This is a genomic window from Phytohabitans rumicis (assembly GCF_011764445.1).
In the GTDB taxonomy this organism is placed as follows: Bacteria; Actinomycetota; Actinomycetes; order Mycobacteriales; family Micromonosporaceae; genus Phytohabitans; species Phytohabitans rumicis.
Map to the genome: position 1 here is coordinate 3,232,908 of NZ_BLPG01000001.1, position 25,227 is coordinate 3,258,134.

General features: G+C 70.9%; 19 protein-coding genes and 2 pseudogenes. 4 read left to right on the forward strand and 17 right to left on the reverse strand.

What is annotated here, in order from left to right:
- Positions 1 to 7 precede the first annotated feature (7 nt).
- From Prum_RS14055 to prmC, 10 genes are all read right to left on the reverse strand, one after another.
- Positions 8 to 238 (reverse strand): ATP synthase subunit C-like protein, encoded by a 231-nt coding sequence (locus tag Prum_RS14055; protein ID WP_173076991.1) that lies wholly within the window; start codon positions 236 to 238, stop codon positions 8 to 10.
- A 65-nt stretch (positions 239 to 303) separates the two neighbouring features.
- Positions 304 to 1,080 carry a F0F1 ATP synthase subunit A gene (gene atpB / locus Prum_RS14060; protein ID WP_173076992.1) on the reverse strand — a complete coding sequence of 259 codons (777 nt, stop codon included), beginning with the start codon at positions 1,078 to 1,080 and terminating at the stop codon, positions 304 to 306.
- 10 nt (positions 1,081 to 1,090) lie between these two features.
- Entirely contained in the window at positions 1,091 to 1,249 is a 159-nt protein-coding gene (locus tag Prum_RS14065; protein ID WP_246277884.1) for a hypothetical protein, read from the reverse strand.
- Positions 1,250 to 1,407: 158 nt separating this feature from the next.
- Entirely contained in the window at positions 1,408 to 1,830 is a 423-nt protein-coding gene (locus Prum_RS14070) for a hypothetical protein (RefSeq protein ID WP_173076993.1), read from the reverse strand.
- Positions 1,827 to 3,095, reverse strand: coding sequence for a serine hydroxymethyltransferase (gene glyA, locus Prum_RS14075; protein ID WP_173076994.1), 1,269 nt, complete (start codon positions 3,093 to 3,095; stop codon positions 1,827 to 1,829). Before glyA ends, Prum_RS14070 begins: the two co-directional genes overlap by 4 nt.
- An 8-nt stretch (positions 3,096 to 3,103) precedes the next feature.
- Positions 3,104 to 5,173 carry a transglycosylase domain-containing protein gene (locus Prum_RS14080; protein WP_173076995.1) on the reverse strand — a complete coding sequence of 690 codons (2,070 nt, stop codon included), beginning with the start codon at positions 5,171 to 5,173 and terminating at the stop codon, positions 3,104 to 3,106.
- Positions 5,174 to 5,370: 197 nt separating this feature from the next.
- Positions 5,371 to 6,243 carry a lytic polysaccharide monooxygenase auxiliary activity family 9 protein gene (locus tag Prum_RS14085; RefSeq protein ID WP_246277885.1) on the reverse strand — a complete coding sequence of 291 codons (873 nt, stop codon included), beginning with the start codon at positions 6,241 to 6,243 and terminating at the stop codon, positions 5,371 to 5,373.
- Positions 6,244 to 6,429: 186 nt separating this feature from the next.
- Complete coding sequence (locus Prum_RS14090) at positions 6,430 to 7,044, reverse strand: arsenate reductase/protein-tyrosine-phosphatase family protein (protein WP_173076996.1); 615 nt, start codon at positions 7,042 to 7,044, stop codon at positions 6,430 to 6,432.
- Position 7,045: 1 nt separating this feature from the next.
- Positions 7,046 to 7,696: an L-threonylcarbamoyladenylate synthase gene (locus Prum_RS14095; RefSeq protein WP_173083740.1), complete on the reverse strand. Its 651-nt coding sequence runs from the start codon at positions 7,694 to 7,696 to the stop codon at positions 7,046 to 7,048.
- Complete coding sequence (gene prmC, locus Prum_RS14100; RefSeq protein ID WP_173083738.1) at positions 7,696 to 8,589, reverse strand: peptide chain release factor N(5)-glutamine methyltransferase; 894 nt, start codon at positions 8,587 to 8,589, stop codon at positions 7,696 to 7,698. Before prmC ends, Prum_RS14095 begins: the two co-directional genes overlap by 1 nt.
- 54 nt (positions 8,590 to 8,643) lie before the next feature.
- Here prmC and Prum_RS14105 point away from each other — a divergent pair, with 54 nt between their 5' ends.
- The gene (locus Prum_RS14105) at positions 8,644 to 10,200 is read left to right on the forward strand and encodes a GGDEF domain-containing protein (RefSeq protein ID WP_173076997.1); all 1,557 of its coding nucleotides are present in this window, start codon (positions 8,644 to 8,646) and stop codon (positions 10,198 to 10,200) included.
- A gap of 56 nt (positions 10,201 to 10,256) precedes the next feature.
- Here the strand turns inward: Prum_RS14105 and prfA are convergent, their stop codons facing one another.
- The 3 genes from prfA to Prum_RS14120 form a co-directional block, all read right to left on the reverse strand.
- Positions 10,257 to 11,342: a peptide chain release factor 1 gene (gene prfA, locus Prum_RS14110; protein WP_173076998.1), complete on the reverse strand. Its 1,086-nt coding sequence runs from the start codon at positions 11,340 to 11,342 to the stop codon at positions 10,257 to 10,259.
- 77 nt (positions 11,343 to 11,419) lie between these two features.
- Positions 11,420 to 11,644, reverse strand: coding sequence for a 50S ribosomal protein L31 (gene rpmE, locus Prum_RS14115; RefSeq protein WP_173076999.1), 225 nt, complete (start codon positions 11,642 to 11,644; stop codon positions 11,420 to 11,422).
- 141 nt (positions 11,645 to 11,785) lie between these two features.
- Positions 11,786 to 14,308, reverse strand: coding sequence for a polysaccharide lyase family 8 super-sandwich domain-containing protein (locus Prum_RS14120; protein WP_173077000.1), 2,523 nt, complete (start codon positions 14,306 to 14,308; stop codon positions 11,786 to 11,788).
- Between the two features lie 82 nt (positions 14,309 to 14,390).
- Between Prum_RS14120 and Prum_RS14125 the strand changes: the two genes are divergently transcribed.
- The gene (locus tag Prum_RS14125) at positions 14,391 to 15,287 is read left to right on the forward strand and encodes a phosphatase domain-containing protein (protein WP_173077001.1); all 897 of its coding nucleotides are present in this window, start codon (positions 14,391 to 14,393) and stop codon (positions 15,285 to 15,287) included.
- 262 nt (positions 15,288 to 15,549) lie between these two features.
- Here Prum_RS14125 and Prum_RS14130 read toward each other — a convergent pair whose 3' ends face one another.
- From Prum_RS14130 to thrB, 4 genes and pseudogenes are all read right to left on the reverse strand, one after another.
- On the reverse strand, positions 15,550 to 18,822 hold the full coding sequence (locus tag Prum_RS14130; protein ID WP_173077002.1) for a phosphodiester glycosidase family protein: 3,273 nt from the start codon (positions 18,820 to 18,822) through the stop codon (positions 15,550 to 15,552).
- Positions 18,823 to 18,887: 65 nt separating this feature from the next.
- Positions 18,888 to 20,072 carry a nitric oxide synthase oxygenase gene (locus Prum_RS14135; protein WP_173077003.1) on the reverse strand — a complete coding sequence of 395 codons (1,185 nt, stop codon included), beginning with the start codon at positions 20,070 to 20,072 and terminating at the stop codon, positions 18,888 to 18,890.
- A gap of 145 nt (positions 20,073 to 20,217) precedes the next feature.
- On the reverse strand, positions 20,218 to 22,125 hold the full coding sequence (gene rho / locus Prum_RS14140; RefSeq protein ID WP_173077004.1) for a transcription termination factor Rho: 1,908 nt from the start codon (positions 22,123 to 22,125) through the stop codon (positions 20,218 to 20,220).
- 218 nt (positions 22,126 to 22,343) lie between these two features.
- Positions 22,344 to 23,287, reverse strand: a pseudogene (gene thrB / locus Prum_RS14145) (homoserine kinase).
- A gap of 188 nt (positions 23,288 to 23,475) precedes the next feature.
- Between thrB and Prum_RS14150 the strand changes: the two are divergent.
- Positions 23,476 to 23,952, forward strand: a pseudogene (locus Prum_RS14150) (sigma-70 family RNA polymerase sigma factor); the annotation flags it as partial.
- Positions 23,953 to 24,016: 64 nt separating this feature from the next.
- Positions 24,017 to 25,225: a sialidase family protein gene (locus Prum_RS14155; RefSeq protein WP_218577241.1), complete on the forward strand. Its 1,209-nt coding sequence runs from the start codon at positions 24,017 to 24,019 to the stop codon at positions 25,223 to 25,225.
- Positions 25,226 to 25,227 lie beyond the last annotated feature (2 nt).

Below are 25,227 nucleotides of genomic sequence, written 5' to 3' on the forward strand. Positions count from 1 at the left end.
GGGCGGGCTAGAGCTGGCCCTGCCAGATGAAGCCGAACGCGATGCCCAGCAGGGCGAGCGCCTCGACCACGGCGAAGCCGATCCAGACGTACGGCAGGGTGATCCGGGACGACTCGGGCTGGCGCGCGGTCGACTGGATGTAGCTGGCGAAGACCAGACCGACGCCGATGCCGGGGCCGATGGCGGCCAAGCCGTAGCCGATGGCCGCGGTGCTGCCAACTACCTCAGCGAGTGCCATTGATATTCCTCCTGGTTATCGCGCGTGACCATCACGCGCAGACGACGATGCGGAACTTGCGAGACTCAGTGCTCTTCGGCGAGCGCGCCCTGGATGTAGCTGGCGGTGAGGACGGTGAAGACGTACGCCTGCAGGACGACGACCAGCGCCTCCAGGAACGTCAGCGCGATCGCCATCAGCCAGGAGAGGATCGACACCGGCGCGAGCAGGGCGCTCGAGTTCAGCATCACGAACCCGCCGAGCGTGAACACCAGCAGGATCATGTGGCCGGCGAACATGTTGGCGAAGAGCCGGACCGCCAGGGTGAACGGGCGGAACAGGAAGGTCGAGGCGAACTCGATCGGGATCAGCAGCGGCAGGATGAACCACGGTGCCGGCGGGATCAGCGAGTGCTTCATGTAGCCGGCGAAGCCGTGCTTCTGGATGCCCACGAAGTTGAACAGCACCCAGCTGATGATGGCGAGGATCGCCGGGAACGCGATGTGCGAGTTCGGCGACATCTGGATGCCCGGGATGATGCCGAAGAGGTTGGTCAGCAGGATGAAGCAGAACAGCGTCGTGAGGTACGGCGCGAACCGCAGACCATCGTGGCCGATCATGTCCTTGGCGATGTTGTTGCGGACGAAGCCGTAGATCGACTCGGCGAGCCACTGCTTCTTCGTCGGCACCAGCTTCGGGTCCCGGTAGCTGACCAGGAAGTAGATGATGAGTGCGGCGACCGCCACCCAAACGAGGATGACCACCTTGGTGAACCACGGCTCGGTGCCGTGGACGACCGGCGGCAGGTAGAAGTCCTCGACGCTCGGCGGCCACGGGACTTCCGCCGCAAACCTCGCGCTCATAAGCCCTCCTCTAGGCGCCGAGTCGGCGGACGATCAGGTAGATGCCGCCCGCCGCGCCGACCACCGCTCCGATCCCGATGGGCACCCCACCGAGGTCGAACCTCCGGTCGACCAGCCAACCGATGAACCCCCACACCGACATCCCGGCAATGAGGTAGCCGATCGCCACCCAACCCTGTCCGGCTCCGCCGTCAGGTTGTGGGGGGATTGGTCACCGGCCATGACGCGCCGAACCATATCAGGGGTGTTTCACGAGGGTGCGACTCACCCCCACGCAAGCTCCTTGTGCGGGCGGCAGGGGATACTGGAGTCGTCTGTGCCCGTACGCTACTCCTCGATCGCCACCTCGTGGTGTCGGGTAGCCGGCCAAACCTTCGTCAGCCACCAGATGTGGACGCCCGTCCATGCGACCACGCCGGCGGCGATTCCCCAGCCCAGCGGCACCATGCCGGCCCAGCCGGACGAGGACACGGCGATCATCACGCCGCCGAGCAGGCTGAACTTCGCCACGTACAGGCCCAGGCCGAACGGCAGTACGAGCTGCGGGCTCTGCGTGTCGGCCCAGGCCAACACGACGGTCGACAGCGCGAAGCTGAAGCTCGCGACGGCCACCCCGATGCCCGCGCCGGCGGCGCCGGCACCGCCGGCCAGCAGCCCACCGACCACGACCGCGACCACGGTGACCACCGTGGCGGCGCCGAGCAGCGTGGGCAGATGACGCAGCCGCCACCGCCGATCCTCAACGTTCATCGTGGGTACGCCGGAAATTTGCGCACGAGCTCGCTCACCTCTTCGCGTATCTGGGCAAAAGCGTCGGAGTCGCCCGCCGGGTCGGCGCGCACGGCACGGGCGATCAGCGAGGCTACCTGCCGCATCTCCCCTTCGCGCATGCCCTGCGTCGTCACGCTCGGGGTGCCGACCCGGATACCCGAGGCGACCATGGGCTTCTGCGGGTCGTACGGGATGGCGTTCTTGTTCAGCGTGATCGACGCCGCATCGCACCGCTCCTCCGCGTCACGCCCGGTCACTTCGAGGTCGCGCAGATCGATGAGGGCCAGGTGGGTGTCGGTGCCGCCGGACACCGGTCGCATCCCCTCGGCGGCCAGCCCGCCGGCCAGCGCCTGCGCATTCTTGATCACCTGCGTGGCGTACCCCTGGAAGTCGGGCAGCGACGCCTCGCGGAGGGCGACCGCCTTCGCGGCGATGGCGTGCATCAGCGGCCCGCCCTGGGTGAACGGGAAGACCGCCTTGTCGATCCGCTGGGCCAGCTCTTCGCGGCACAGGATCATGCCCCCGCGCGGGCCGCGCAGGACCTTGTGGGTGGTAAATGTCACGACGTCGGCGTGCGGCACCGGCGACGGGATCGCCTTGCCCGCGACCAGGCCGATGAAGTGGGCGGCGTCGACCAGCAGGTACGCGCCGATCTCGTCGGCGATCTCGCGGAAGCGGGCGAAGTCGATCAGCCGGGGGTACGCGGTGGCGCCGCAAATGATCATCTTGGGACGGTGCGCCAGAGCCAGCTCGCGCACCTCGTCGTAGTCGATCAACTCGGTGTCCTTGCGGACCGTGTAGCCGACCGTGGCGAACCATTTGCCGGAAAAGTTCACCTTGCTGCCGTGGGTCAGGTGGCCGCCGTGCGGCAGATCCATCGCCAGGACGGTGTCGCCCGGCTGGAGCAGCGCCGCGTACGCCGCGAGGTTGGCGCTGGCCCCGCTGTGTGGCTGGAGGTTGGCGTGGTCCGCGCCGAAGAGCTCCTTGGCCCGGGCGATCCCGATCTCCTCCGCCTTGTCGACCTCGGCGCAGCCGCCGTAGTACCGCCGTCCCGGATATCCCTCGGCGTACTTGTTGGTCAGCGTCGAGCCCAGCGCGGCCAGGACCGCCGGCGAGGTCAGGTTCTCGCTCGCGATGAGCTGCAAACCGCCGCGCAGCCGGCCCAACTCACCCACGACCACCGCGGCGATCTCCGGGTCGGTGGCCTCCAACTCGGAAAAGTCAGGCCCCCAGAACGTGCTCATGGGGCAGTTTATGAGCCCGAGAAGGCGATGTCGGTGCTCGGAGGGGTGAAGTCCTTCTCCGGCTGGCCCTCCAGCGCCGCCGCCATGGTCCGCGCCACCGCGTTGATGACCTCCTGCTGGATGGCCGAGCCGACGTGGTCCTGCGGGTCGTCCGGATTGGCGGCGATCGACGCCACCGCGATCTGCGGGGTGAACCCGACGAACGTCTCCGTCGAGGCGTCCTCCGAGCTACCCGTCTTGCCGGCGACCGGCCGGCCGTCGAGGATCGTGGAGACCTGGGTGGCGGTGCCGCCGTCACAGCGCCCGAACGCCGACTGCTGGCCGACCGGGCAGCGGGCCGCGTCGGTGGCGGCTCGGGCGATGTCCTCGGTCAGCACCCGATCGCAGGACGGGTTGCCGGCGGCCACCTTCGCGCCCGAGGCGTCGGTGATCGACACGACCGGCAGCGGCTTGCAGTACGTGCCCTCGGCCGCGACCGTGGCGTACGCGTTGGCCAGGTCGAGCGGCGTGGTGGCCGCCACGCCGAGCGTGAACGAGCCCCACCCGGCCGCGTTGTCCTTCGCGAAATTCGCGTCGCTGTCGGCGCGGAACGTGATGCCCAGCCGCTGCGCCATCTCGACCGCCTTGTCGGCGCCGACCTGCTGCTCCAGCCAGACGAAGTACGTGTTGACCGAGCGGCCGAAGCCGGTCCACATGGTCCGCCGGCCATCCATCCAGGACGGGTTGGCGTTGCTCGGACACCACTTGCCGTTGCAGCTCTCCGGGCCGCTGGCCGGGTAGTCCGAGACAAACTTGGCCGGCGCGTCGAACGCCGTGTCGAGCTTTCGGCCCGACTCCAGCGCGGCCAGCATCGTGAAGAGCTTGAACGTCGATCCGGCCTGGTAGCCGTCGATGTCCCCGCCGCCGGCGATGAGCTGGTTCATGGTGCCGTTCTTCAGGGCGTAGTGGCGGTTGACGGCCATCGCCAGCACCCGACCCGTGCCCGGCTGGACCACCGCCATCGGGGCCGCGCGCTTGTTGCCGTACCCGTAGACCTTCAGCGTCTGCTGCTGCGCCGCGGCCTGGATGTCCGGGTCGAGCGAGGTGACCACCGTGTAGCCGCCGCGCTGCAGGTTGCGCTCCCGCTCCTGCGGAGTGGCGCCGAACGCGGGCTGCGTCATCCACCACTGCCGCAGGTAGTCGCAGAAGAAGCCCCAGCCGTTCTTGGCGGTTGCCGAGCAGCCGTTGGGCTGGGCGGTGGGGTCGAGCTTGAGCGCCTCGGCCTTCGCGGCGGCGGCCTGCTGAGCGGTGATCGCGCCCGTGCCGACCATCGAGTCGAGCACATAGGTACGCCGTTCCAGCGCCCGCTCCTTGTTGCCGTCGATCGGGCTGTCCGTGTCGGGCGCCTGCACCAGCCCGGCCAGCAACGCCGCCTCGGCCAGCGTCAGCTTCGCCGGCACCTTCCCGAAGTACCGCATGCTGGCCGCCGCGATGCCGTACGCCCCGGCGCCGAAGTACGCGATGTTCAGGTAGCGGCTCAGGATCTCGTCCTTGGACAGCTCCCGCTCCAGCGCCACGGCGTACCGCATCTCCTGGAGCTTGCGGGTGGCGGTGTCTTGCGTGGCCTCCTGGCGCTCCTTCTCGGTGAGATCCGGGTCGGTCTTGAGGACATTCCGGACGTACTGCATGGTCAGCGTGGAGGCGCCCTGCTCGACCGTGCCGCCCCGACCATTGGCCACGAACGCCCGTACCACGCTGCGCAGGTCGACGCCGCCGTGCTCGAAGAAGCGGGTGTCCTCGGCCGCGACGATCGCCTGCTGCATCACCGTCGCGACCTCGCTGAGCGGCACGTCCTGCCGGTTGACGTCGTAGAACGTCGTGATCAGCGTCTTGCCGTCGTTGGCGTAGACGTACGACGTCTGCGGGGGCGGCGGGGTCTTGAGCTCGCTAGGCAGGTCGAGAAACGCGTCGCTCGCGGACTTGGCCGCCAGCGCGACGATGGCGTTCGCCGGGAACACCGCGGCGGCCACCGCCACCCCGGCGAGCAGCCCGCACAGCACCAACGTCGTGAACTTGGACAGCAGCGATCGCCTACGCACCCACCCAAGACTCCCCACACCAGGGGTGATTCATCCACCTCCGAGCGGTATTCCCAGCAAACTCCCAGCCCTCCCGCCCGCCGATCAAGGGCTTCCCCGCCTCTCCCCCGTCGATCAAGGGCAAACGGCCGTGCTTTGATCTCCGATCCACGACCGTTTGCCCTTGATCGGCGCGAAAGCCCTTGATCGGCGAAGCGCTACCAGGACCGGGGCGGCGTCCACGACCGGCGCGCGGCCGAGCGGCGCCGATGCAGGAGTACGGCGAAGAGCGCCCCGAGTACGACGAGCACCGCCGCGCCGCCACCGATGAGCGGGAGGGCGCTGGTGGCCGCGACCGGCTCGGGCTTCTGCTGCGCGACCGGCTCTTGCTCTTGCGCGGCTGGCGCCTGCTCCTGCGCGTCCGCCGTGGCGGGAGCCGTGGTGGTCGGGGCCTTGGCGACGGCGGGAGCCTTGGTGGCCGGAGCGGCAAAGACCACATCCGAGCATGAATAGTACGTATCCGGCGTACTCGAGTTTTGCCAGATCGTGTAGATCAGATGGCGGCCGACCTTGCCCGCCGGCAGCGTGCCCTTGAACCGGTAGGAGCCGCCCGTGAACGACGGGTCCTTGGCGGTCAGGAACGGCTTGGTTTCCAGGTCCGACCAGGCCAGCGGCGCCGTCGGGTCGTATCCGTCGCGGGTGACGTAGAGCCGGAACGTACCCTCGTGCGGGATCGTGCCGCGGTACGCGAAACTGAGGCCCGCGCCGGCCGTGAGCCTGGTGGACGGCCAGTCCTTCCGGGCCAGGTCGAGCCCGCGGTAGCGGTCGATGCCGGCGCTGCACAGTTGCCCGTCCGGGATCACCTCGCGGTCCCGGCCACCGACGTTGGGCAGGCGCAGGTTGTCCCAGTCGTCGAACTTGTCCGTGCCGCTCGCGGTGAGCGCCGCGACACAGGCCGCCGAGTCGCCGCTCTCCCCTTCCGTGCCGCAAGCCGCGAGCCGGCTGACCGGCGTGGTCAGCGCCCCGTGCGCCATAGCCGGGGCAGGCACGGCCAGGATGCCCACGACGACGAGCGCGGAGAGCAGCTTCACAGGATGGGATACGGCGCCCACTCCCGGCGAGTTCAATCGACCACCCGCCAACCTCGCCCCGCGCGTCGATCAAGGCTTTCCGCGTCGATCAAGGGCAGATGGCCGTGGTTTGGAGATCAAAGCACGACCATATGCCCTTGATCGGCGGGGAAAGCCTTGATCGACGGGCAAAGGCGCGCGGCGCTGCTACTGCGTGGGGAGCAAGGTGGCGGCCAGGGGGCCTACCGTGTCTTCGATTTCGTCGGCGACGCGGCTGAACGCCTGGTCGCCGCGCCCCCATGGGTCGTCTAGGTCGTCGGCGGGCAGCGGCGAGGCGGTGCCGCGCGCGGCGTTGACGGCCTCCACCAGGGCCACCCCGCGGGCGAAGACGGCGTCCGGGGTCGGCTCGGCGGGCGGGAGGGCGGCCGAGTCAATCGTTGTCAACAGCCGGCCGAACTCGCCGAGTACGAACGTGCGCGCCGCCGCGTCGGGGCGCAGCGCCACGACGTACTCCTGCTGGTCCGCCGTTGCCGTGAGGACGAGGTCGGCGGCGTCGATCAGGTCCGAGCGGAGCTTGCGCGCGAGGAAGCCGTTCACGTCTCCGCCGCGGGCCCGCACCTGCCGCGCGGCCGGCGGGTTCATCTCCTCGCCGGCGTGCCAGCCGCCGGTGCCGGCGCTGTGGCTGTGCATCAGGTTTTCGGCCGGCGGTGCGGCGTCCGCCTTCGCCAGCCGATCCCGCACCGCGACGTCGAGCAGCCGCTCCGCCATCGGTGAACGGCAGATGTTGCCCATACACACGTGAAGGACGGTGAACGGCGGCACGTCATGCCTCCTGGTCGGCGCCGACGATGTCAGGAACGACCTCGCGCAGCTTCTCGATCGGGATGGCGCCGTCGCGCAGGATCTTCGGCACGTCGCCGGTCAGGTCGACGATCGTGCTGGGCACCGGATCCGGGCACGCGCCGGCTTCGAGGTAAACCCGCACGGCGTACCCGAGCTGGTCCCGAGCCTCCTCGGCGGTGACCGCCGCGGGCTGGCCGGTCTTGTTGGCCGACGACACCGCCATCGGGCCGGTCTCGCGCAGCACCTCCAGCGCCACCGGGTGCAGCGGCATGCGCACCGCGACCGTGCCGCCGGTGTCGCCGAGATCCCACTGGAGGCTGGGCGCGTGCTCGACAACGATGGTCAGCGCCCCCGGCCAGAACGCGTCGGCCAGCTCGCGCGCCGCCTTCGGCAGCATGAAGACCAGTCCGTCCAGGGTGTGCCGGGATCCGACCAGCACGGGCGGGGGCATCTGCCGGCCCCGGCCCTTGGCGTCGAGCAGGGCCTTGACCGCGTACGCGGTGAACGCGTCCGCACCGATGCCGTACACCGTGTCGGTGGGCAGCACGACCAGCTCGCCGTTCTTGACCGCCTCGATCGCCGCGGCGATGCCTCGGTCTCGGTCGGCCAGCGACCGGCAGTCGTAGAGCATCACGCAGTGCAGTCTGCCATGCGGGACGCCGTCGCGTACCGCGGCCGGCCAGCCAAATCACGATGGTCATCGATGTCAATGAACCGGCCGTCGGCGCGCAGCAGATCCGGCACCGCTACACCGTGGGTGTCGTCGTGCTCGACCCCGAAAAACCCGCCCGGCCGCAACAGCGCCGCGGCCCGCGCGAGCACCGGCCGGATCACGGACAAGCCGTCCGGGCCGGCAAACACCGCCTCCGCCGGGTCGTGGTCGGCCACATCCACGGGTACGGCGACGCCGGCCGGCACGTACGGCGGGTTGCACAGGACGAGGTCGACGGTGCCGTCCAGCTCGGCGAGGACGGCCGGGTCGGTGGCGTCGCCCTCGACCACCTCGATCGGCGGATCCGCGGCCGCGGCCCGCGCGCCGGCGTTCCGGCGCAACCAGGCCAGCGCGGACGGCGACCGCTCGACGGCGTAGACGCGGGCGCCGGGCGCCTCGTTGGCGACCGCGAGCGCGATGGCGCCGGAGCCGCTGCACAGGTCGACAACGACGGCACCCGGCCGGATCACCGAGATGCCCCAGCCGGCGAGCAGTTCGGTCTCCGGCCGCGGCACGAACACCCCCGGGCCGACCGCCAACTCCAGGTGCCGGAACCCGGCCGCGCCGACCAGGTGCTGGAGCGGCTCGCCGGCCGCCCGCCGGGCGACGAGCGCGTCAAACTCAGCAAGTTGATCAACGGTGAACCCCTCGGCGAGCGCGAGGCGCCCGCGCGGGATCCCAAGGACGTGCGCGGCCAAGATCTCAGCATCGACCCGCGCCGCCGGCTGCTCGGCCTTGACCAGGGACTTTGTCGCGCGAACGACCGCTTGCAACGCGCGCGTCCGTTCCGTCCCTTCGGAGGGCTGTTCCATATCGGCTGTCACGAGATAATCATTAGATAGCGGGTCGGCGGGAGGAGGCACGGGGTGAGTTGGCTTGACCGGGTCGCTGACCAGGCCGAGACCCTCCGCGAGGCCCGCAAGCTGCAGGAAAACAGCCGCTCCGCCGAGGCGTCCGCGCTGCTCGACCGCGTGCTCTCCACCACCATCGATCCGTACACCCGGGCGGACGCCCTCGTCCAGCGCGTCTCCGCGTTGATAAACCTCGGCCGCACCGCAGAGTACAACCTGGCGGTGCAGAAGGCGTTCGACGCGATCGAGGAGGTCGGCGAGCCGCTCCTCAAGGGCAACCTGCACGCCCTCGCCGCGCTCGCCGCCCAGCACCAGGGCGCGCTGGAGCGCTGCGTGACCCATCTGGTGCAGAGCGCCCGAGCGATGGCCGCCGTCGAAGACATCGACTGGGACACCGCCGTCGCCTGGAACGACCTGGCCATGGCGTACTCGTATCTGGGCTTTCACGGCCACGCGCTGAGCGCCATCGAGCGGGCCCGGCAGGTCGCCACCGCGGCCGACGTGCCGGCCGAGACGTTCGCCGCGCCGGGCATCCGGCTGCGCAACGCGGTCGCCCTCGACCACAACGGCGACTCCGACGGCTGCCTGCGCGTCCTGCGTGACATCACCACCGACGCGGAGCGCTTCCTCGCCGGCGACAGTGGCGCCCGGCTGCGCCCCAGCGGCCGCGCGGCGTACGGCTACGCGATCGCCCGCCGGGCCGCGCTGGGCGAGCCTCCGGAGTCCGCCCGGCAGGCGGTCCGGCTGCTGGCCGACGGCGGCGACGGGGCCCGCGCCCGCGACATGCGGGTGCTCGGCGAGGTCTGCCTCGCGATGGCGGCCGGCAACCCGATCGAGGCGATGACCCGGCTCGAAACCGTGGCGGTGTCCGCCGAGACGCTCGGTGCCGCCGAGCACCCCCGGCTGAGGAGCCTGACGTTCGCCCGGGCCGGCGACCACGCGGCCGCGCACCGGGCCGACCGGCACGCGTTCCGGCTGGCCGCCCAGCGCAGCGACCGCCTCCGCGACATGTACGTCGAGGGCATCGCCGCCCGGCTCGACCACGAGGACATGCGCCGCTCGGTGTCCCGCTACCAGGACGAGGCGCTGACCGACCCGCTCACCGGCCTCGCCAACCGGCGCCACCTGGAGCGCTACGTGGCCGCGCTGGTCGGGCGGGGCGAGCGGGCCACGGTCGGCGTCTGCGACCTGGACGGCTTCAAGGCGGTCAACACCGCCCACGGCCACCTCTCCGGCGACCTGGTGTTGCAGCGCATCGCCGGCGTCATCAACCGGGTGATGCGGCGCGGCGACTTCGTGGCCCGCTACGGCGGCGACGAGTTCGTGGTGGTGCTGCCGGGCGCCGGCAAGGCCGAGGCCGCCGAGGTGGGCCGGCGGATAGTCGCGGCGGTCGCGGCCGAAGACTGGCAGTCGCTGGTGCCGGGCACCCCGGTGGGCGTGAGCGTCGGGTTCGCCGAGGTCAGCAGCTCGGGCGCCAACCTGCGCGAGGCCCTGGGCGAGGCGTTCGAGCTGGCCGACCGCGAGATGCTGCGCGCCAAGCCCGCACCGGCTCCCGCGGCCGCCGCTTCGTGATCAAGGCGTCCTTCAAGTCGTCATAGCAACTTGAAGGACGCCTTGATCACGGAAATTTAGCGGGACAGCGTGGTTTCGCCGGCCAGGCGGGCCTGGCGGTCCGCCTCGGCCAGGGCGTCCAGGACGCCGTCGACATCGCCGGCCAGGACCAGATCCAAGTTGTACGCCGTGTAGCCGATCCGGTGGTCGGTGATCCGGTTCTGCGGGAAGTTGTACGTCCGGATCCGCTCCGAGCGGTCGACGGTGCGCACCTGGGACCGCCGGGCGTCCGAGGCGGCCGCGTCGGCCTGCTCCTGGGCGGCCGCGAGCAGCCGGGCGCGCAGGATCCGCATCGCCTGCTCCCGGTTCTGCAGTTGGCTCTTCTCGTTCTGGCAGGACACCACGATGCCGGTGGGCAGGTGGGTGATCCGTACGGCCGAGTCGGTGGTGTTGACGGACTGGCCGCCGGGCCCGGACGAGCGAAACACGTCGATGCGCAGGTCGTTCGGGTCGATCGAGACGTCGACGTCCTCGGCCTCGGGCAGGACCAGCACGCCGGCGGCGCTGGTGTGGATGCGCCCCTGCGACTCGGTGACGGGCACGCGCTGCACCCGGTGCACGCCGCCCTCCCACTTCAGCCGCGACCAGACGCCGTTGCCGCCCTCGGGTACGCCCTTCGTCTTGACCGCCAGCGAGACGTCCTTCACACCGCCGAGATCCGAGTCCTGGGCGTCGATCACCTCGGTGACCCAGCCGTGCCGCTCGGCGTAGCGGACGTACATGCGCAGCAGGTCGCCCGCGAAGAGCGCGGACTCCTCGCCGCCCTCGCCCGCCTTGATCTCGAGGATCACGTCCTTGGCGTCGTGCGGGTCGCGCGGGATGAGCAGCTCCGCCAGCCGCTCCTCCAGGCCGGGCAGCCTGGCCGCGATCGCCTCGGCCTCGGCGGCGAACGAGGCGTCCTCCGCAGCCAGCTCCCGGGCCGCCTCAAGGTCCGCGCGAGCCACCTCCAGCTCGCCGGCCGCCTTGTACAGCGGCGCCAGCGCGGCGAACCGCCGCCCGACCCGGCGCGCGGTGTTCTGGTCGGCGTGGATCGCCGGATCGGCGAGTCGCTTCTCCAGCTCCGCGTACTCGTCCAGCAGCGTCGTCAGGCGGTCGGTGCTCATCGGCGTACCCCTTGGTCGAGGGAAGAATGCGAACGGCGCCCGCCCTCGGTCAAGCCGAGGGGGCGCCGTCGGGGTAGCTACTTGGCCTTCTTGGCCGCGGCCTTGGCGTACTTCTGCTGGAACTTGGCGACCCGGCCGGCGGTGTCGAGCACGCGCTGCTTGCCCGTGTAGAACGGGTGGCAGGCGCTGCAGGTCTCGACGTGGATCACGCCGCTCTTCGCCGTGCTGCGGGTCGTAAAGGTGTTACCGCAGGAGCAGGTGACCTCGGTCACAACGTACTGCGGGTGGATGTCGGGCTTCATTCGCCTCGGTCCTCTCGTAATTGGTCGCCGGGTCGCCGTCGGATCGTGGCGTGAACCGGAACCTTGGCCGATTGACCAGTGTGCCATGCCTGGCCAGTCGGTGGAACGCGGGGCACCATCGGCGCATTCCCGCGTGATCTTTCAATGCAATGTCGCGGTGAAGGTGCGCCCGTAAGCGTGCCGAGTCGCGACCTCGATCCGGGTGCCGCCGGCGCATGGCCGGACCCGAACCGCCGGGTCCGCCGACATGACCCGCATGGTACGGCCGCGGACGGTCAGCACGACGGTGTCGCGCTGCATGGTCGGATCGGACACGGCGACCGATGTCACACCGCCGGACGTGGTCCGCACGATCACCGAGGCGGGCCCCTCGATGGCCAGTTGTCCGGCGTGGTGGAGCCCGGCGGCGAAGGCGTTGGCTCCGGTGAGGCCCAGCCCGCGGTGCTTGACCGCCTGGACGCGGGTGGTATTGACCAGTACGTCCACCGGTCCGCCGGCGTAGGCTCTCAACTGCTGACCTGAGGCGTTGGGGACGATGGCGTACGCCATGGCGGTGGGCGCCGCCCCGGCCGGCTGCTCGTACCCGACCGAGAACACGCGCTTCGACACCTGAACGTCTGGATTGGACAGTCGCACCACGCGCCGGCTGGCCGTCACCTCGTCGAGGGAGACCGTCGCCCGCTGGTGGTCGAGGAACACGTACCCCACCGACGTACCCAGCGTCGCGTTCGCGTAACGGAGCCACGCCAGCCGCGCGGTACCCGTGCCGGCCCACGCCGCACCGTCCCGCCGTGCCCCGCCCAGCACGACCTCGTCGGAGACCGCGGCGATCCGGCTGTCGACGGTCGTCGTCACCGCCCGGCCCGCGCCATCGCCCACGCCCGCGGCCAGCACGACGACCTCGTTGTCGAACATGAACCACGACTTGGTGGCCCCGGCGTTGCGATAGGCCACGAAGTCGTCCGGCAGGTCGCCGGCCTGCTTGGCCGCGTAGGCGAAGTCGTCGGACTGCACCAGGCCCGCCACGCCGTACGCACCGAGCACGGCGCCGCCGGAGAACGCATTGGTGCCGCGCGGGAAGTAGACGTACCTGTTCTGCGACTCGGACGACGAGGTGAACCCGAGCGCCGGGTTCTCGTACCACATGGTGCCGTAGAGCTGCGGGATGGTGCGCCGGCTCTCCACCGGGGCGGTCACGCCGGCCAGGCGGTAGGGCGAGACCGTGGTGTAGTGGTCGACGCCGTACGCCAGCGTCTGATCCTGTCCGGACAGGTACAGGTAATGCGCGCCGTCGCCCTGGAACCAGGGCATCAGGTTCTCGCCGTTCATGTACTCGTACTTGCTGATCCGGCTGGAACTGCGGGCGAGCGCGAAGGCGTACCCCGGGCGCCGGTGGACGTGCTTGTCCATGGCGTTGAACGCGACGCTGCGCTCGGCGGCGCTCAGGTCCTTGGCCACGGTCGAAGCGTCGGCGAGGACATCGGCGTACCGGACGATGCTGACCGGCGACACGAACGTCGTGGGGTTGATGGATGCCCGGGAGGACTGCCGCAGGTACTTGACGTATCCCCGCAGCGCCGTGGCGTCGGTGCCGCGGGCGTAGCCGGACAGGTCCACGACGGCCTCGATGACCTGCGCCACGTCGGCGTACCCGGTGCCGGTCCGCGACACCGCGCGGCCCTTGACGATCTCCATCAGATAGCCCTCGAAGATGAGCGGCGCGAAGCCGTTGGCCACCCAGCCCTGCACCACCCCCATCAGGTCGTCACCGTGCGCCACGCTCGTCCCGTCGAGGGTCTTGATGGTCTGCACCACGCGGGTCAGCAGTGCCTTGCCGTAGGACCCGGTGTACGCCACGGATGAATGTTGGATAAAGGATCCGTCGGCGTAGTACCCGTCCGTGACACCGTGTTGAAGGTTGTACGGGTCGACGGTGGCGAACACGGTCAACTGGTCGGCGACCGCCTTGGCGACCCGGGCACCGTCGCCGAGGACCGCGCCCTGCAGGATCCGGTTGGCGGTGATGTCGGCGAGGTTCGCGCCGGTGTGGAAGCGCGAATTCAGGTCCACGTCCCCGTTGCTGCCGTTGCGCAGGTAGGCGTCCATCGAGGCGACATAGGTCGCCGCCAGGTCGGGCCGGTACGCGCCAAGCTCCGCGGCCAGCAGCACCAGCGTCCGGCTGACGTCGGTCGAGATGCCGATCTCCCAGTTGAACCAGTTGCCGTAGTACCCCTTCGCCTGGTCGCCGTAGTAGTTCCCGTGCATCCGGGCCAGGCCGTCGACGACCCGCCGTTGCACCACGGCATCGCCGTGCAGGGCCGAGCCCGGTACCCGGGTGGCCAGCGCGATCTCGTAAAGGCTCTGCGACGTCCGTTTGAGGTTGGTGTCGCTGGTGCCCAGCGGCCAACCCGCGAACAGCTCGCCCGGACCGGCCTGGTCCATGGCGGTCAGCCAGGTCCGGGCCGTCGAGTCGATGGTGGCCAGCTTCGCGGCGACGTCGGGGTGGGCGCTGGACTCCGCCGTGCCGGCGAACATCGCCACCATGTTGTCCATCAGCGTGGCGAAATCCGCACTCACCGCGGCGGTCGCCGGCCGCGCCCCTACCGCTGCCAGCAACGCGGCCGCGGGAACGGTGGACAACACGGCACGACGCGAAACCTGCATGACGTGAAAATACTTTGCAGTCGCCTCCGTGGCTAGGCACAAATTCTTCAGCCGGGGCACCCTCTGGCATCCTGGAGGTGAGATGCCACGACTGATCATCACGCGCGGGCTGCCCGCGTCCGGCAAGACCACGTTCGCCCGCAAGCTGCAACCGGGCGTGGTCCGGGTCAACCGCGACGACCTGCGCCGGATGCTGCACGGCGACCGGCTCTACACCCAGTGGGCGGAGGGGCAGGTGACGGCCGTCCAGCGGGCCCAGGTCGAGACCCTGCTGCGGGCCCGCGCCGACGTGATCGTCGACGACACCAACCTGCGCACCAAGACGGTACGGGAGTGGGCCGAAATGGCCGCCCGCCTCGGCGCGACCTTCGAGGTGCACGACTTCACCGACGTACCTGTGGACGAGTGTGTCCGGCGCGACGCCGACCGCCCGGAGAACGAGCGGGTCGGCGAGGCCGCGATCCGCCGGATGCACGACCACTTCCTGGCCGGGCGCACCCTCCCCCTGCCGGTGCCGCACGTCGAGCCCGCCGTCCAGGGCGCGGAGTACGTCCCGCCGCCCGGCGCCCCCAAGATCGTCCTGGTGGACATCGACGGCACCGTGGCGCTGATGGGCAAGCGCAGCCCGTACGACATGCGCCGGGTCGGCCAGGACGAGCCGCACCACGCGGTGATCGCCGCGGTGCGGGCGATGCACGCCGCCGGCCACGCCATCGTGTACTGCACCGGGCGCGACGAGTCGGCGCGGGCGGCTACCAAGGTGTGGCTCGACCGCCACGTCGGAGTGCCGTACGAGGCGCTCTACATGCGCGACCTCGACGACACCCGCCGGGACGCGGTGGTCAAGCACGACATCTTCGAACGCGAGATCCGCGATCGCTACCACGTGGTCGGCGTCTTCGACGACCGGATGCAGGTGGTACGCATGTGGCGCGAGCTGGGCCTGACCGTCTTCCAGGTCGCCGAGGGCGACTTCTAGCGCTCCCGCGGGCACCCCGCCCCGCCGCGCCCCGCCCCACCGCGCCGCCGCCGCGCCCCGCCGCGCCTCCGGCCCCGCGTCGATCAAGGACTTCTGCGTCGATCAAGGGCATATGGTCGCGCTTTGATCTCCGATCCACGACCGTTTGCCCTTGATCGACGAGGAAGCCCTTGATCGACGCGCGGCCCGACCACGCCGCAGGCGCGGCCCGACCACGCCACACGCGCGGCCCGACCACGCCGCGGGCGCGGCGCTCGCGGGTTCAGGCAGCCAGGTTGACCACGTCCCGGGCTGTCACGCCGTTCACCGTCACGGCCAGTTCCACTGCGCCGCTCGACCGCAACCCGACCAACTGCCCCGTCGACGGGTCGAACCACGCCACGTGCCACGGCCGCACGCCGGCCCGCGATCCGATGTGGACACCCGGCGACGCGGTCCAGTCGGCGCTGACCGGCGCGGCCACCGGCACCTCGCGACCGGCCTGCACCACGACAGCCGACACCTCGACCGCGGAACCGCGCGGCGCGGTCGCGGGTGCGTCCAAGGCCAGCGAGTCCACGTGCGCCTGCGTCTCCGCCACGATGTCGCCGCGGGAGTCGACGCCGAAGTGCGTCCAGCCGGTGAACCCGCCCAGGTGCGGCGCGGTCGACGGGCCCTTGCCCGAGTTGCCGTTGATGACGTACGGCACACCGTCCACCCGGTCGGCGTTGAACGTGCCGACGTGGGCACCCACGAACATGGCGCCCTTGCCGCACTCCTGCTCGAAGTCGGCCAGCCACTGCTCCACCATGGCGGCCTCCTTGCGGTCGCCGAGTTGGCTGCCCTTGGCCGGCGTGGGGTCGCGCGGTGGGTGGTGTTCCAGCACGACGACGGTGTGGATCCGCCGGTCCGCGCGGGCCGAGTCCAGCGCCGAACGCAGCAGCTTCACCTGGTCGAACCCGCCACCGCGCAGCGTGCCGGTGGACGAGTTGAGGGTGACGAACCGGACTCCCTTGTGGTCGAACGTTCTAAAAGCCTCACCAAAGACGGCCTGGAAGTTCGACAGCGGTGCGCCCATGATCTCGTGGTTGCCGGGCACGTAGTAGTAGGGCAGTTCGCCGGCCAGTTCCTCGTCGAGGATCCGCTTCGCCAGCGCGAAGTCGGCCGTCGTCGCGGTGTCCACGAAGTCGCCGTTGATGACGAGGAAGTCCGGCTTGGCCGCCTTGACCTCGCGCAGCGTACGCCGGGCCTGGGCGACCAGGTCGCTGTCCGGGGCCGCGGCCACGAACTGCGCGTCGGACATCACCGCGAAGCGCCACTTAGCACCGTCCACTGTGCCGTCCCGCAGCACGATCCGATCGGTCCGCGGCGAGGAAGGCGGCTGGGAAACCGTCGGCGGCACCTTCGCCACGATGTCGTCGATCACCACCGCGCTCTTGTACTGGACGCTGGCGCGCGTCTCGGCGACGTAGAAGCGACGGATGCGCACCGGGTACTGGACGCCGGCCGGGACGGCCATCTCGACGTACCGCCAGCCGGTCCAGGTGATCAGCGGGCCGCTCAGCACGTGCTGCTGGTTGAGCGCGTCGTGCAGGTGCAGGCGGGCCCATTCGCCGGTGCCGTTGCCGTAGATCCACATGCCGAACGCCTGCGGCTGCCCGGCCACCTCGATCCAGGCCGGCGGGTCGGCGTACGCGGCCCGGGTGCCGGTGGAGAGGCTGAAGTCGTACGACATCGAAAGGCCCGTGCCGGTGTGGCCGGGCGCGGGCGCCACCGACCCCGCCGCCCGGGCGTGGCTGAACTTCCAGCTCGCCGCGTCGTCGAACGTCGCCACCGGCACGTCCTCCAGGCCCACGGTCACCGGCAAAGCCACCGTGGACTGTCCGACCTGGACCGTGACGAGCCCGCCACCGACGTCCTTCTTGGCGCGTACGGCGAAGAATCCGTTGTCCGCCGGGGTGATCTCCAGCAGCGACGTGTCGTACGACAGGCGCACGTCGGCCGGCTCGATCGGCGCGCTGTTGCCGTCGCTGTCGTAGCCGACGACGCCAAACGAGCCCGCACCACCGGTGCCGTACCCGAGACGCTCCACTGTGGTGCCGATACGGTCGAGCGGGCCGAGGACGTCGAGGCGGATGCTGCCGGAGGCGCGTCCCCGGGAGGCGGTCACCGTGGCCGTGCCGGGCAGCAGCGCCCGGAAGACGCCGGCGCCGTCGACGTACCCGTGGGTGGCCCGCCAGGTGGGTGAGCCGGACGCCGGGCCGTACGTCTCGTCGTAGCCGGCCGCGGTGAGGCGGCGGGTGAGGCCCGGGAAGACGCGGTCCGGGTGGCCGCCGCGGACCGGATCGGTGCCGGGCGCGACCGCCGGGTCGGCGGCGGTCTCCACCCAGTAGCCGGCGAGCCGGCCGGAACCCGGGGCGGCGTAGAGCGCGAGACCGTTGGGCACCGGGCGCTCGGAGCCGTCGGACGGGCTGTTCTCGACCTGCACCTCGGCCTGGCCGGGCTCGCGGGCGAGCAGTGTGGACGATCCGCCGCCGTCGAGGTTGAGCGCGTTGTGCGCACCGAGTTCGGCCATGAGCCGGCCCAGCTCGGTGAGCGTGACCCCGCGGCTGTCGGCCTGGCGACCGTCCACAGTGAGCAGGTACATCCGCCGCCCGTCGGCGGAGAAGCCCACGGCCGTACGGGGTTCGGGCGTGGCGTCGCCGATGTCCTGCGGTACGCCGTCCTTGACGAGCACCTGCCGGCCGCCGACGGCCGCGTTCAGGGTGCTCCCGTCCGACGCCTTCGGCGCGTACGCCACGTCGACCGGGTCGCCGGGCTGGAGCGTGGCCAGCGCGTCGGCGCCCTCCTCGCGGCCCAGCAGGACGGTGGTGCCGGCCGGAATGGGGCCGGTACCGGGCGCCGGGCCGACGGAGGTCACCACCCCGCCGGCGAGCACGACCTCGGTCACCCTGGCCGCACCCTCGACGGCGCGCTTGCGGTCGTAGGAGCCCCACAGCGCCGTGAACACCCCCACTCCCGAGGGCTGCACCATGTTGTTGAACTGGGTCAGCGCCAGCCGGTTTCCGCCCGGCAGCGCCGCCGCGCCGTCGAAGTGCACCTCCACCACGCGGCCCACGCCCGAGGCGGTGATGCCGACGGCGTTGTTGCGGCCCTGGATCGGCGACTGGACGAGCCGTCCACTCTGGATGCCGATGCCCTGCGCCGCGCCGGAGTTGTTGATGTCGAAGAAGTCGCCGTTGACCGCGGCCACCGCGCGGGCACGGTTGGCGGCGGCACGGAGCGGCTCGGTCTTGGCCACCTCGCCCGAGTTGACGTAGTCGACGCTCAGCTTGCCGGACAGGTCCGCGGTGAGCGCGTCGGCGCGCAGCCACCCGTCGGCGTGGTACCGGTCGAACGACGTCAGCTCCAGCCCCGGCGCGACCGGCCGGGTGCGCCGGTAGGTCTCGATGTCGTCAAAAGCATCAACCGCCGGAGCAGCCGCCGCCGGGGCAGCCACTGCCGGAGCAGGACCGACGAACGCCAGCAGCAACGCGAGAACGAGCACACGACGCATGCCGCGTAGTCAACCCGATGACGCATAGAACTTTCAATAGCTTCCGCATGACTTGAAGGAAAATTTCAAGCGACGCACTGCGCCGGACCGTGCAGCAGGCACACCGCGCCGCTGGCCAGCGCGCTCGCCTGCGGATCCAGGTAGAAGTTCGGGCGCTGGTCGGCCTCGTGGTAGTACCGGTGGAAGACCCCGGTCGCCCCGCCCGACATCGGCGGCACGATCCAGCTCCAGTCCGCCGGCACCTCGCGCCCGGCCCGGGCCTCGTTGCGCAGATGGGCGAGGAACCGGTCGGATTCGGTGTGGTGGTCGGTGATCTTCACGCCGACGCGCTCGAACGACCACAGCACCGCCCTGTTCAGCTCCACCAGCGCGCGGTCCCGCCAGAGCGTCGACTCCCGGGACGTGTCCAGGCCGAGCCGCCGGGCCACCACCGGCAGCATGTCGTAGCGGTCCGGATCCGCGAAGTTGCGCGCGCCGATCTCGGTGCCCATGTACCAGCCGTTGAACGGCGCCAGCGGGTAGTTCATCCCGCCCACCCGCAGCCGCATGTTGGAGATCGCCGGTACGGCGTGCCAGCGCAGCCCCAGCTCCGCGAACCACCCGAGCTCCGGGTGCAGGATCGGCACCTCCAGCACCGCCCGCTCGGGCAGCTCGAAGAGGCGGACCCCCTCCATGGGCGTCTCGATGGCCAGGGGCAGTACGTCGAACGCCTCCCCCTTGCCCCGCCAGCCCAGCGCCTGCATGGCGGCGGTGAAGCCGGCGTACCGGGGGTCGCCGACCACCTCACCGGTCGCCGTGCGGTAGCCGGCGTACCGGATGAGCTGCTCGTTCCACACCCGGGCGTAGGGGCGGCCCGGCACCGCCGGCGCGAAGACCGAGATCACCGGCCGCACCGTGCTGCTGTCGCCGGCGGTACACAGGTGCCGTACCAGCAGCGCGTAGATCTCCTCGGCGGTGCGCGCCCGGCGGCGGTCCAGCACGACGAGGCTGCGCCAGTAGAGCCGGCCGATGCACCGGCTGGCGTTGCGCCAGGCCACCTTGGCGCCCCAGGTCAGCTCCTCGGTCGTGTGCACGTACGACCCGGTCGCGGCGACCTGCGCACGGATCACGGCGAGCCGCGGCTCTACCGGGCCCAGCCTGGGCTGCTCGGCGTAGCAGAGCCGGAGGAACTCCTCGGCTTCCGCGAGATCGGCCGGTTCGTTCGGATCCCAGGCTGGCACGGGCGCGTTGCGATAGCCCGGCACCGTCATCTGCGCCTCCTCAGCTGACGTTCCCCCGTGCCGCACAGTGTGAGCACAATTTCACACGGCGTTACAGGGAGACCGGACAGACTGTGCGATCACAGACGATCAGGGCGCCCCTCAATGAGGGACGCCCTGGTCAGCGGGTGAGTGCTTACTCCCCCGGTGTCGACTTCGCGATCTGCATGAGGAACTCGATGTTGGTCCGGGTCTGCTTGAGCCGGTCCAACAGGAGGTCCAGCGCGGCCTGCGACTCCAGCGAGTGCAGCACCTTGCGGAGCTTGTGCGCGATCGCCAACTCCTCCGGCGCGAGCAGAATCTCTTCCTTACGCGTACCGGACGGGTTGATGTCGATCGCCGGGAAGACGCGCTTGTCGGCGATCTTCCGGTCGAGCTTGAGCTCGGCGTTGCCGGTGCCCTTGAACTCCTCGAAGATGACCGTGTCCATCATGGACCCGGTCTCCACCAGGGCGGTGGCGAGGATGGTCAGCGAGCCGCCGTTCTCGATGTTGCGGGCCGCACCCAGGAACCGCTTCGGCGGGTACAGCGCGGTCGAGTCGATACCACCCGACATGATCCGGCCGCTGGCCGGCGCCGCCAGGTTGTACGACCGCCCGAGCCGGGTCACCGAGTCGAGCAGGACGACCACGTCGTGACCCAACTCGACCAGGCGCTTGGCCCGCTCGATCGCCAGCTCCGCGACCGTGGTGTGGTCCTGCGGCGGGCGGTCGAACGTGGCCGCGATGACCTCGCCCTTGACCGACCGCTGCATGTCGGTGACCTCTTCCGGCCGCTCGTCGACGAGGACGACCATGAGGTGGCACTCGGGGTTGTTGCGGGTGATCGCGTTCGCGATCGCCTGCAGCACCATCGTCTTACCCGCCTTCGGCGGCGAGACGATCAGCGCGCGCTGGCCCTTGCCCAGCGGCATGACCAGGTCGATGACCCGCGTCGTCAGGATGTGCGGCTCGGTCTCCAACCGCAGCCGCTCCTGCGGGTACAGCGGGGTGAGCTTATAGAACTCCGGCCGCCGCCGTGCCTCGTCCGGGTCCATGCCGTTGATGGTGTCCAGCCGGACCAGCGGGTTGTACTTGTCGCGGCGCTGCTCGCCCTCGCGGTTCGTACGCACCGCACCGGTCACCGCGTCGCCGCGCCGCAGGCCGTACTTCTTGACCTGGGACATCGAGACGTACACGTCGTTGGGACCGGACAGGTAGCCCGTCGTGCGCACGAACGCGTAGTTGTCCAGGACGTCGACGATGCCGGCGACCGGCACGAGCACGTCGTCCTCGGTCACCTGCGGCTCGTTGCCGCCACCGCCGCTGGTGCCGCTGCCGCTCTCGGTGCGCTCGCCACGGCCCCGCCGGCGGTCGCGGAAGCGGCTGCGCCGGCTGCGCCGGCCACTGCCGTCGTCGCCGTCGTCGTCACCGTCGCGGTCCCGGTCGTTGCGGTCCCGGTCATTGCGGTCATTGCGCTCGTTGCGGTCGCCACGGTCGTTGCGTGAGTCGCGCTGCCCCCGCTCACCACGGTCGCGGCTGTTGCGTGAGTCGCGCTCGTTGCGGTCGCCACGGTCACCGCGCTCGGGCCGCTCACCGCGCTCCGCCTCGTCGCCGCCGGCCTCCGTGCGGGACTCCTGCCGGGACTCCGGCGGACCCGCGGGCCGGCTGGACCGGCGCCGGGTGCGCTCCTCGCCGCCCTCGGCAGCTGGCTCCTGAGACTGGACGGGCGCGTCGCCGCCACGACGCTCGCTGTCGGTGGTGTCGCGCACCTCGGCGCGTACCTCTTCGCGAGCCGGCGCTGCGGCGGCCGCGACCTCGGCCCGCTGCCGCGGCGCGCTGCCGCCGTCCGAGCCGCCGCTCTGGCGCTCAGAAATGGCGGCGATCAGCTCGCCCTTGCGCATCCGGGCCGTACCGGAGATGCCGAGCGACGCGGCCAGGCTCTGCAGCTCCGGCAACAGCATCGCCGTCAGCCCGGTGCCGCTGCGCCGGCGGCGCGTGCTGCCGGTGGCGGCCTGTTCAGCGACGTTGGAGACATCCGACGTCACGTCGGTAGTGTCGCTCAATGGATTCCTTCCCTCGATAGGCCGGGGCTGCCCGGATCGAAGATCCTGTTGGTGGCCGGGCGGCCTCGGTGCACCCGCCTCGCGAACAGGGCGGGAGTTTGTAACACAGCAGCGGTGGGCCTAAGCAGCGGGTAAGACGAACTGACCGCCGAATGCTTCGGGGTGCGCCGCCACGCAGAGATCTATTGCCTCGCGGCTGTGCTTGGCCTAGAGCGTAATCAACTCATCCGACCTGCGGCAACAGGGTCCCGCTCGGCGTGTCCCAGTGTACCCCTTCAACCCAGGCACCGGTGACATCTACTCCCAACGGATACCCGACCCAGCCCATTCCCGCCTCGAACCCCTCCGGCACCGCCGAAAGCGCCAGCACGGTCGGCCCCGCACCACTGACCACAGCCGCCACGCCGGCCGCCCGCAGCGCCGTGACCAGGGAAAATGTCTCCGGCATCCCCGGGGCTCGATACGCCTGGTGCAGCCGGTCCTCGGTCGCCGCGAAAAGCAGCGCCGGCTCCGCGGTCAGCGCGTGGACCAGCAGCGCGGCCCGGCCCGCCGCATGCGCGGCGTCCGCGTGGGGCACGCTCGCCGGCAACGCCGCCCGGGCCTCCGCGGTCAACCCGCGCTCCGCAGGCACAAAAACTGTCGGGTGTACGCCGGCCGCCGGTCGCAGCGATACGGCGATCGATCCCGTCTCCTCGGTCCAGGCGACGGTGAACCCACCAAGCAGACAAGGGGCAACGTTGTCCGGATGGCCCTCGATGCGGGCCGCGAGGCGCAGGGCGGCCGCGCCGTCGAGCCGCCGCCCGGCATCGGCGACGAGCCCGCGGGCCAGCTGGATCCCCGCCACGATGGCGGCCGACGACGACCCGAGGCCGCGCGCCTGTGGGATCCGGTTGACGCACTCCACGGCCAACCCGGCCGGCCGCCCACCCATCTCGTCGAACGCCGCCAGCATCGCCCGTACCACCAGGTGGGACGCGTCGGTGGGCAACTCGCCGGCGCCCTCCCCGGTCACCGCGACGGTGCAGCCCGTGGGGGTCACCCGGGCGGAGACATCGTCGTACAGCGCCAGCGCCAGACCGAGCGCGTCAAACCCGGGGCCCAGGTTCGCACTCGTCGCCGGCACGCGTACGCGCACCACCCCGTCCTCAAACCTCAACCCCACCGCCCCATGCTAAATCAAGGACTTCCGCGTCGATCAAGGGCATATGGTCGTACTTTGATCTCCAATCCACGACCGTTTGCCCTTGATCGACGCGGAAGTCCTTGATCGACGCGGGGCGGAAGAATTCCCGCCCGCCCCGTGCAACCCGCCCGGTGGCGCCGGAGCACCTAGGGGGTGAAGGGAGCGGGATGCGCAGCGACGAGCATGAGGATCGACGCCAGTTCACCGAGTACTTCGCGGCCCGGCGGGACGTGGTGCGGCGGACGGCGTACCTGATCTGCGGCGACTGGCACTGGGCGGACGACCTCACGCAGGCCGCCTTCATCCGGCTGGCCGCGGCGTGGCACAAGGTCCGCGATCCGCAGGCGCTCGACGCCTTCGTGCGCACCTGCCTGGTGCGGGCGTACCTGGCGGAGACGCGCCGGGTGTGGCGGCGCCGCGAGCGCACGGTCGCCGAGCCGCCGGAGGTGGCCGGCGCGGACGACGACGCCGAGGGGGTGGCCCGGCGGCTGCTCTTCGAGCGGGCGCTGAGCCAGGTGCCGCCGCGCCAGCGGGTGACCCTGGTGTGCCGGTTCTACCAGGGGCTCGACGTGGCCGAGACGGCAGCGGTCCTGGGGTGCTCCCAGGGGACCGTGAAGAGCCAGACCGCCCGCGGGCTGGAGGCGCTGCGCCGGATCCTGGGCGACTCGATAGAGCCGCCCGCCGAACTAGTGGGTGGACGTAAGGGGCATGGTGACCGGGCTGCGGGAGATGTTCGACGAAGTCGCGGAGGCGCCGTCGCCGCCGAGCTACCTCGTCGCCGACGACGTGTACACGGCCGGCCGCCGCCGGCGTACCCGGAATGGGATCGTGAAGAGCGTGGTGGCCGCGGTGGCCCTGGTGGCCGCGGTGGGCGTGGGCAGTGCGATCACGACGACCCGGGATGGCGCGGCGCCCGCGCCGGCCGATTCCACCGTGCCGGCGCCGGACGTGAGCGGGCCGGTGCAGTGGGTGGGCGCGGCCGACGCCGAGCACATTTACGCGGCGTATCCGGCGTGCCCCGACGGGTCGTGCAACAAGACCTGGGTCCGGCTGGTCGCCTCCGACGACGGCGGGGACACGTGGCAGGCACGCGGCCCCAAGATCGAAATCGTCGACCTCGTTCTTGTCGACCGGCAGACGCTGGTCGTGGTCGGGCCCAAGGCGGCGCTCACCGTCAGCGTCGATGGCGGCCGCACCTGGTCGGCGGCCACGCGGGCACCCAAGGCGCTGGACGCGGTGCCAGCGGGTGGGGCGGCGATCTGCGCGACGCCCGACGAGGGCGCCTGCCAGGTGTACGCCGTGGATCCAAAATCCAAGATGTACGCGCCACTATCCATGCAGCCCGATGGCACGCTCCTCGCCGGTCCGGTAGGGAACACCGCGGGCGTGCTGTGGATAGCCGGTACGACCGGCAAGCCCTGCCGGCCCACCGTCTCGATGAGCGCGGACGGCGGCCACACCTGGGCCACCCGCGGAATTCCGGACCCGCCCGGCGGCGCCCTGCGCTGCGACCCGGTGCGGATCTCCACCACCGCCGACGGGCGGACGGCGTACGCCGTCACCCGCGGCACCGGGGCGGCGAGCCGCTCCGCATACCGCGTCCAGGCCAGTGGCGCGCCGGAATTGCTCGCCACCATCGACACCGTCAACGGCGGCGACGGGTCGTTCGTGGCCGCGGACGGCACGCACATGCTGTCCCAGAACGTAAGCGGGGAACCGCTGGACGAGGTGCGCTGGCTCGCCGCCGGCGCCGACGGCTACCGGCCAATCACCCTCGACGGCCTGCCCGGCGCGGTCTCCCCGGTACGGCGTGCCGCGGACGGCTGGTTCTACACCCACAGTTACGGACCGGATCGGAGCATCTACGGCTCCACCGACGGCCGGCATTGGTCGCCGGTCCCCACTCCAGGAAGGTAACC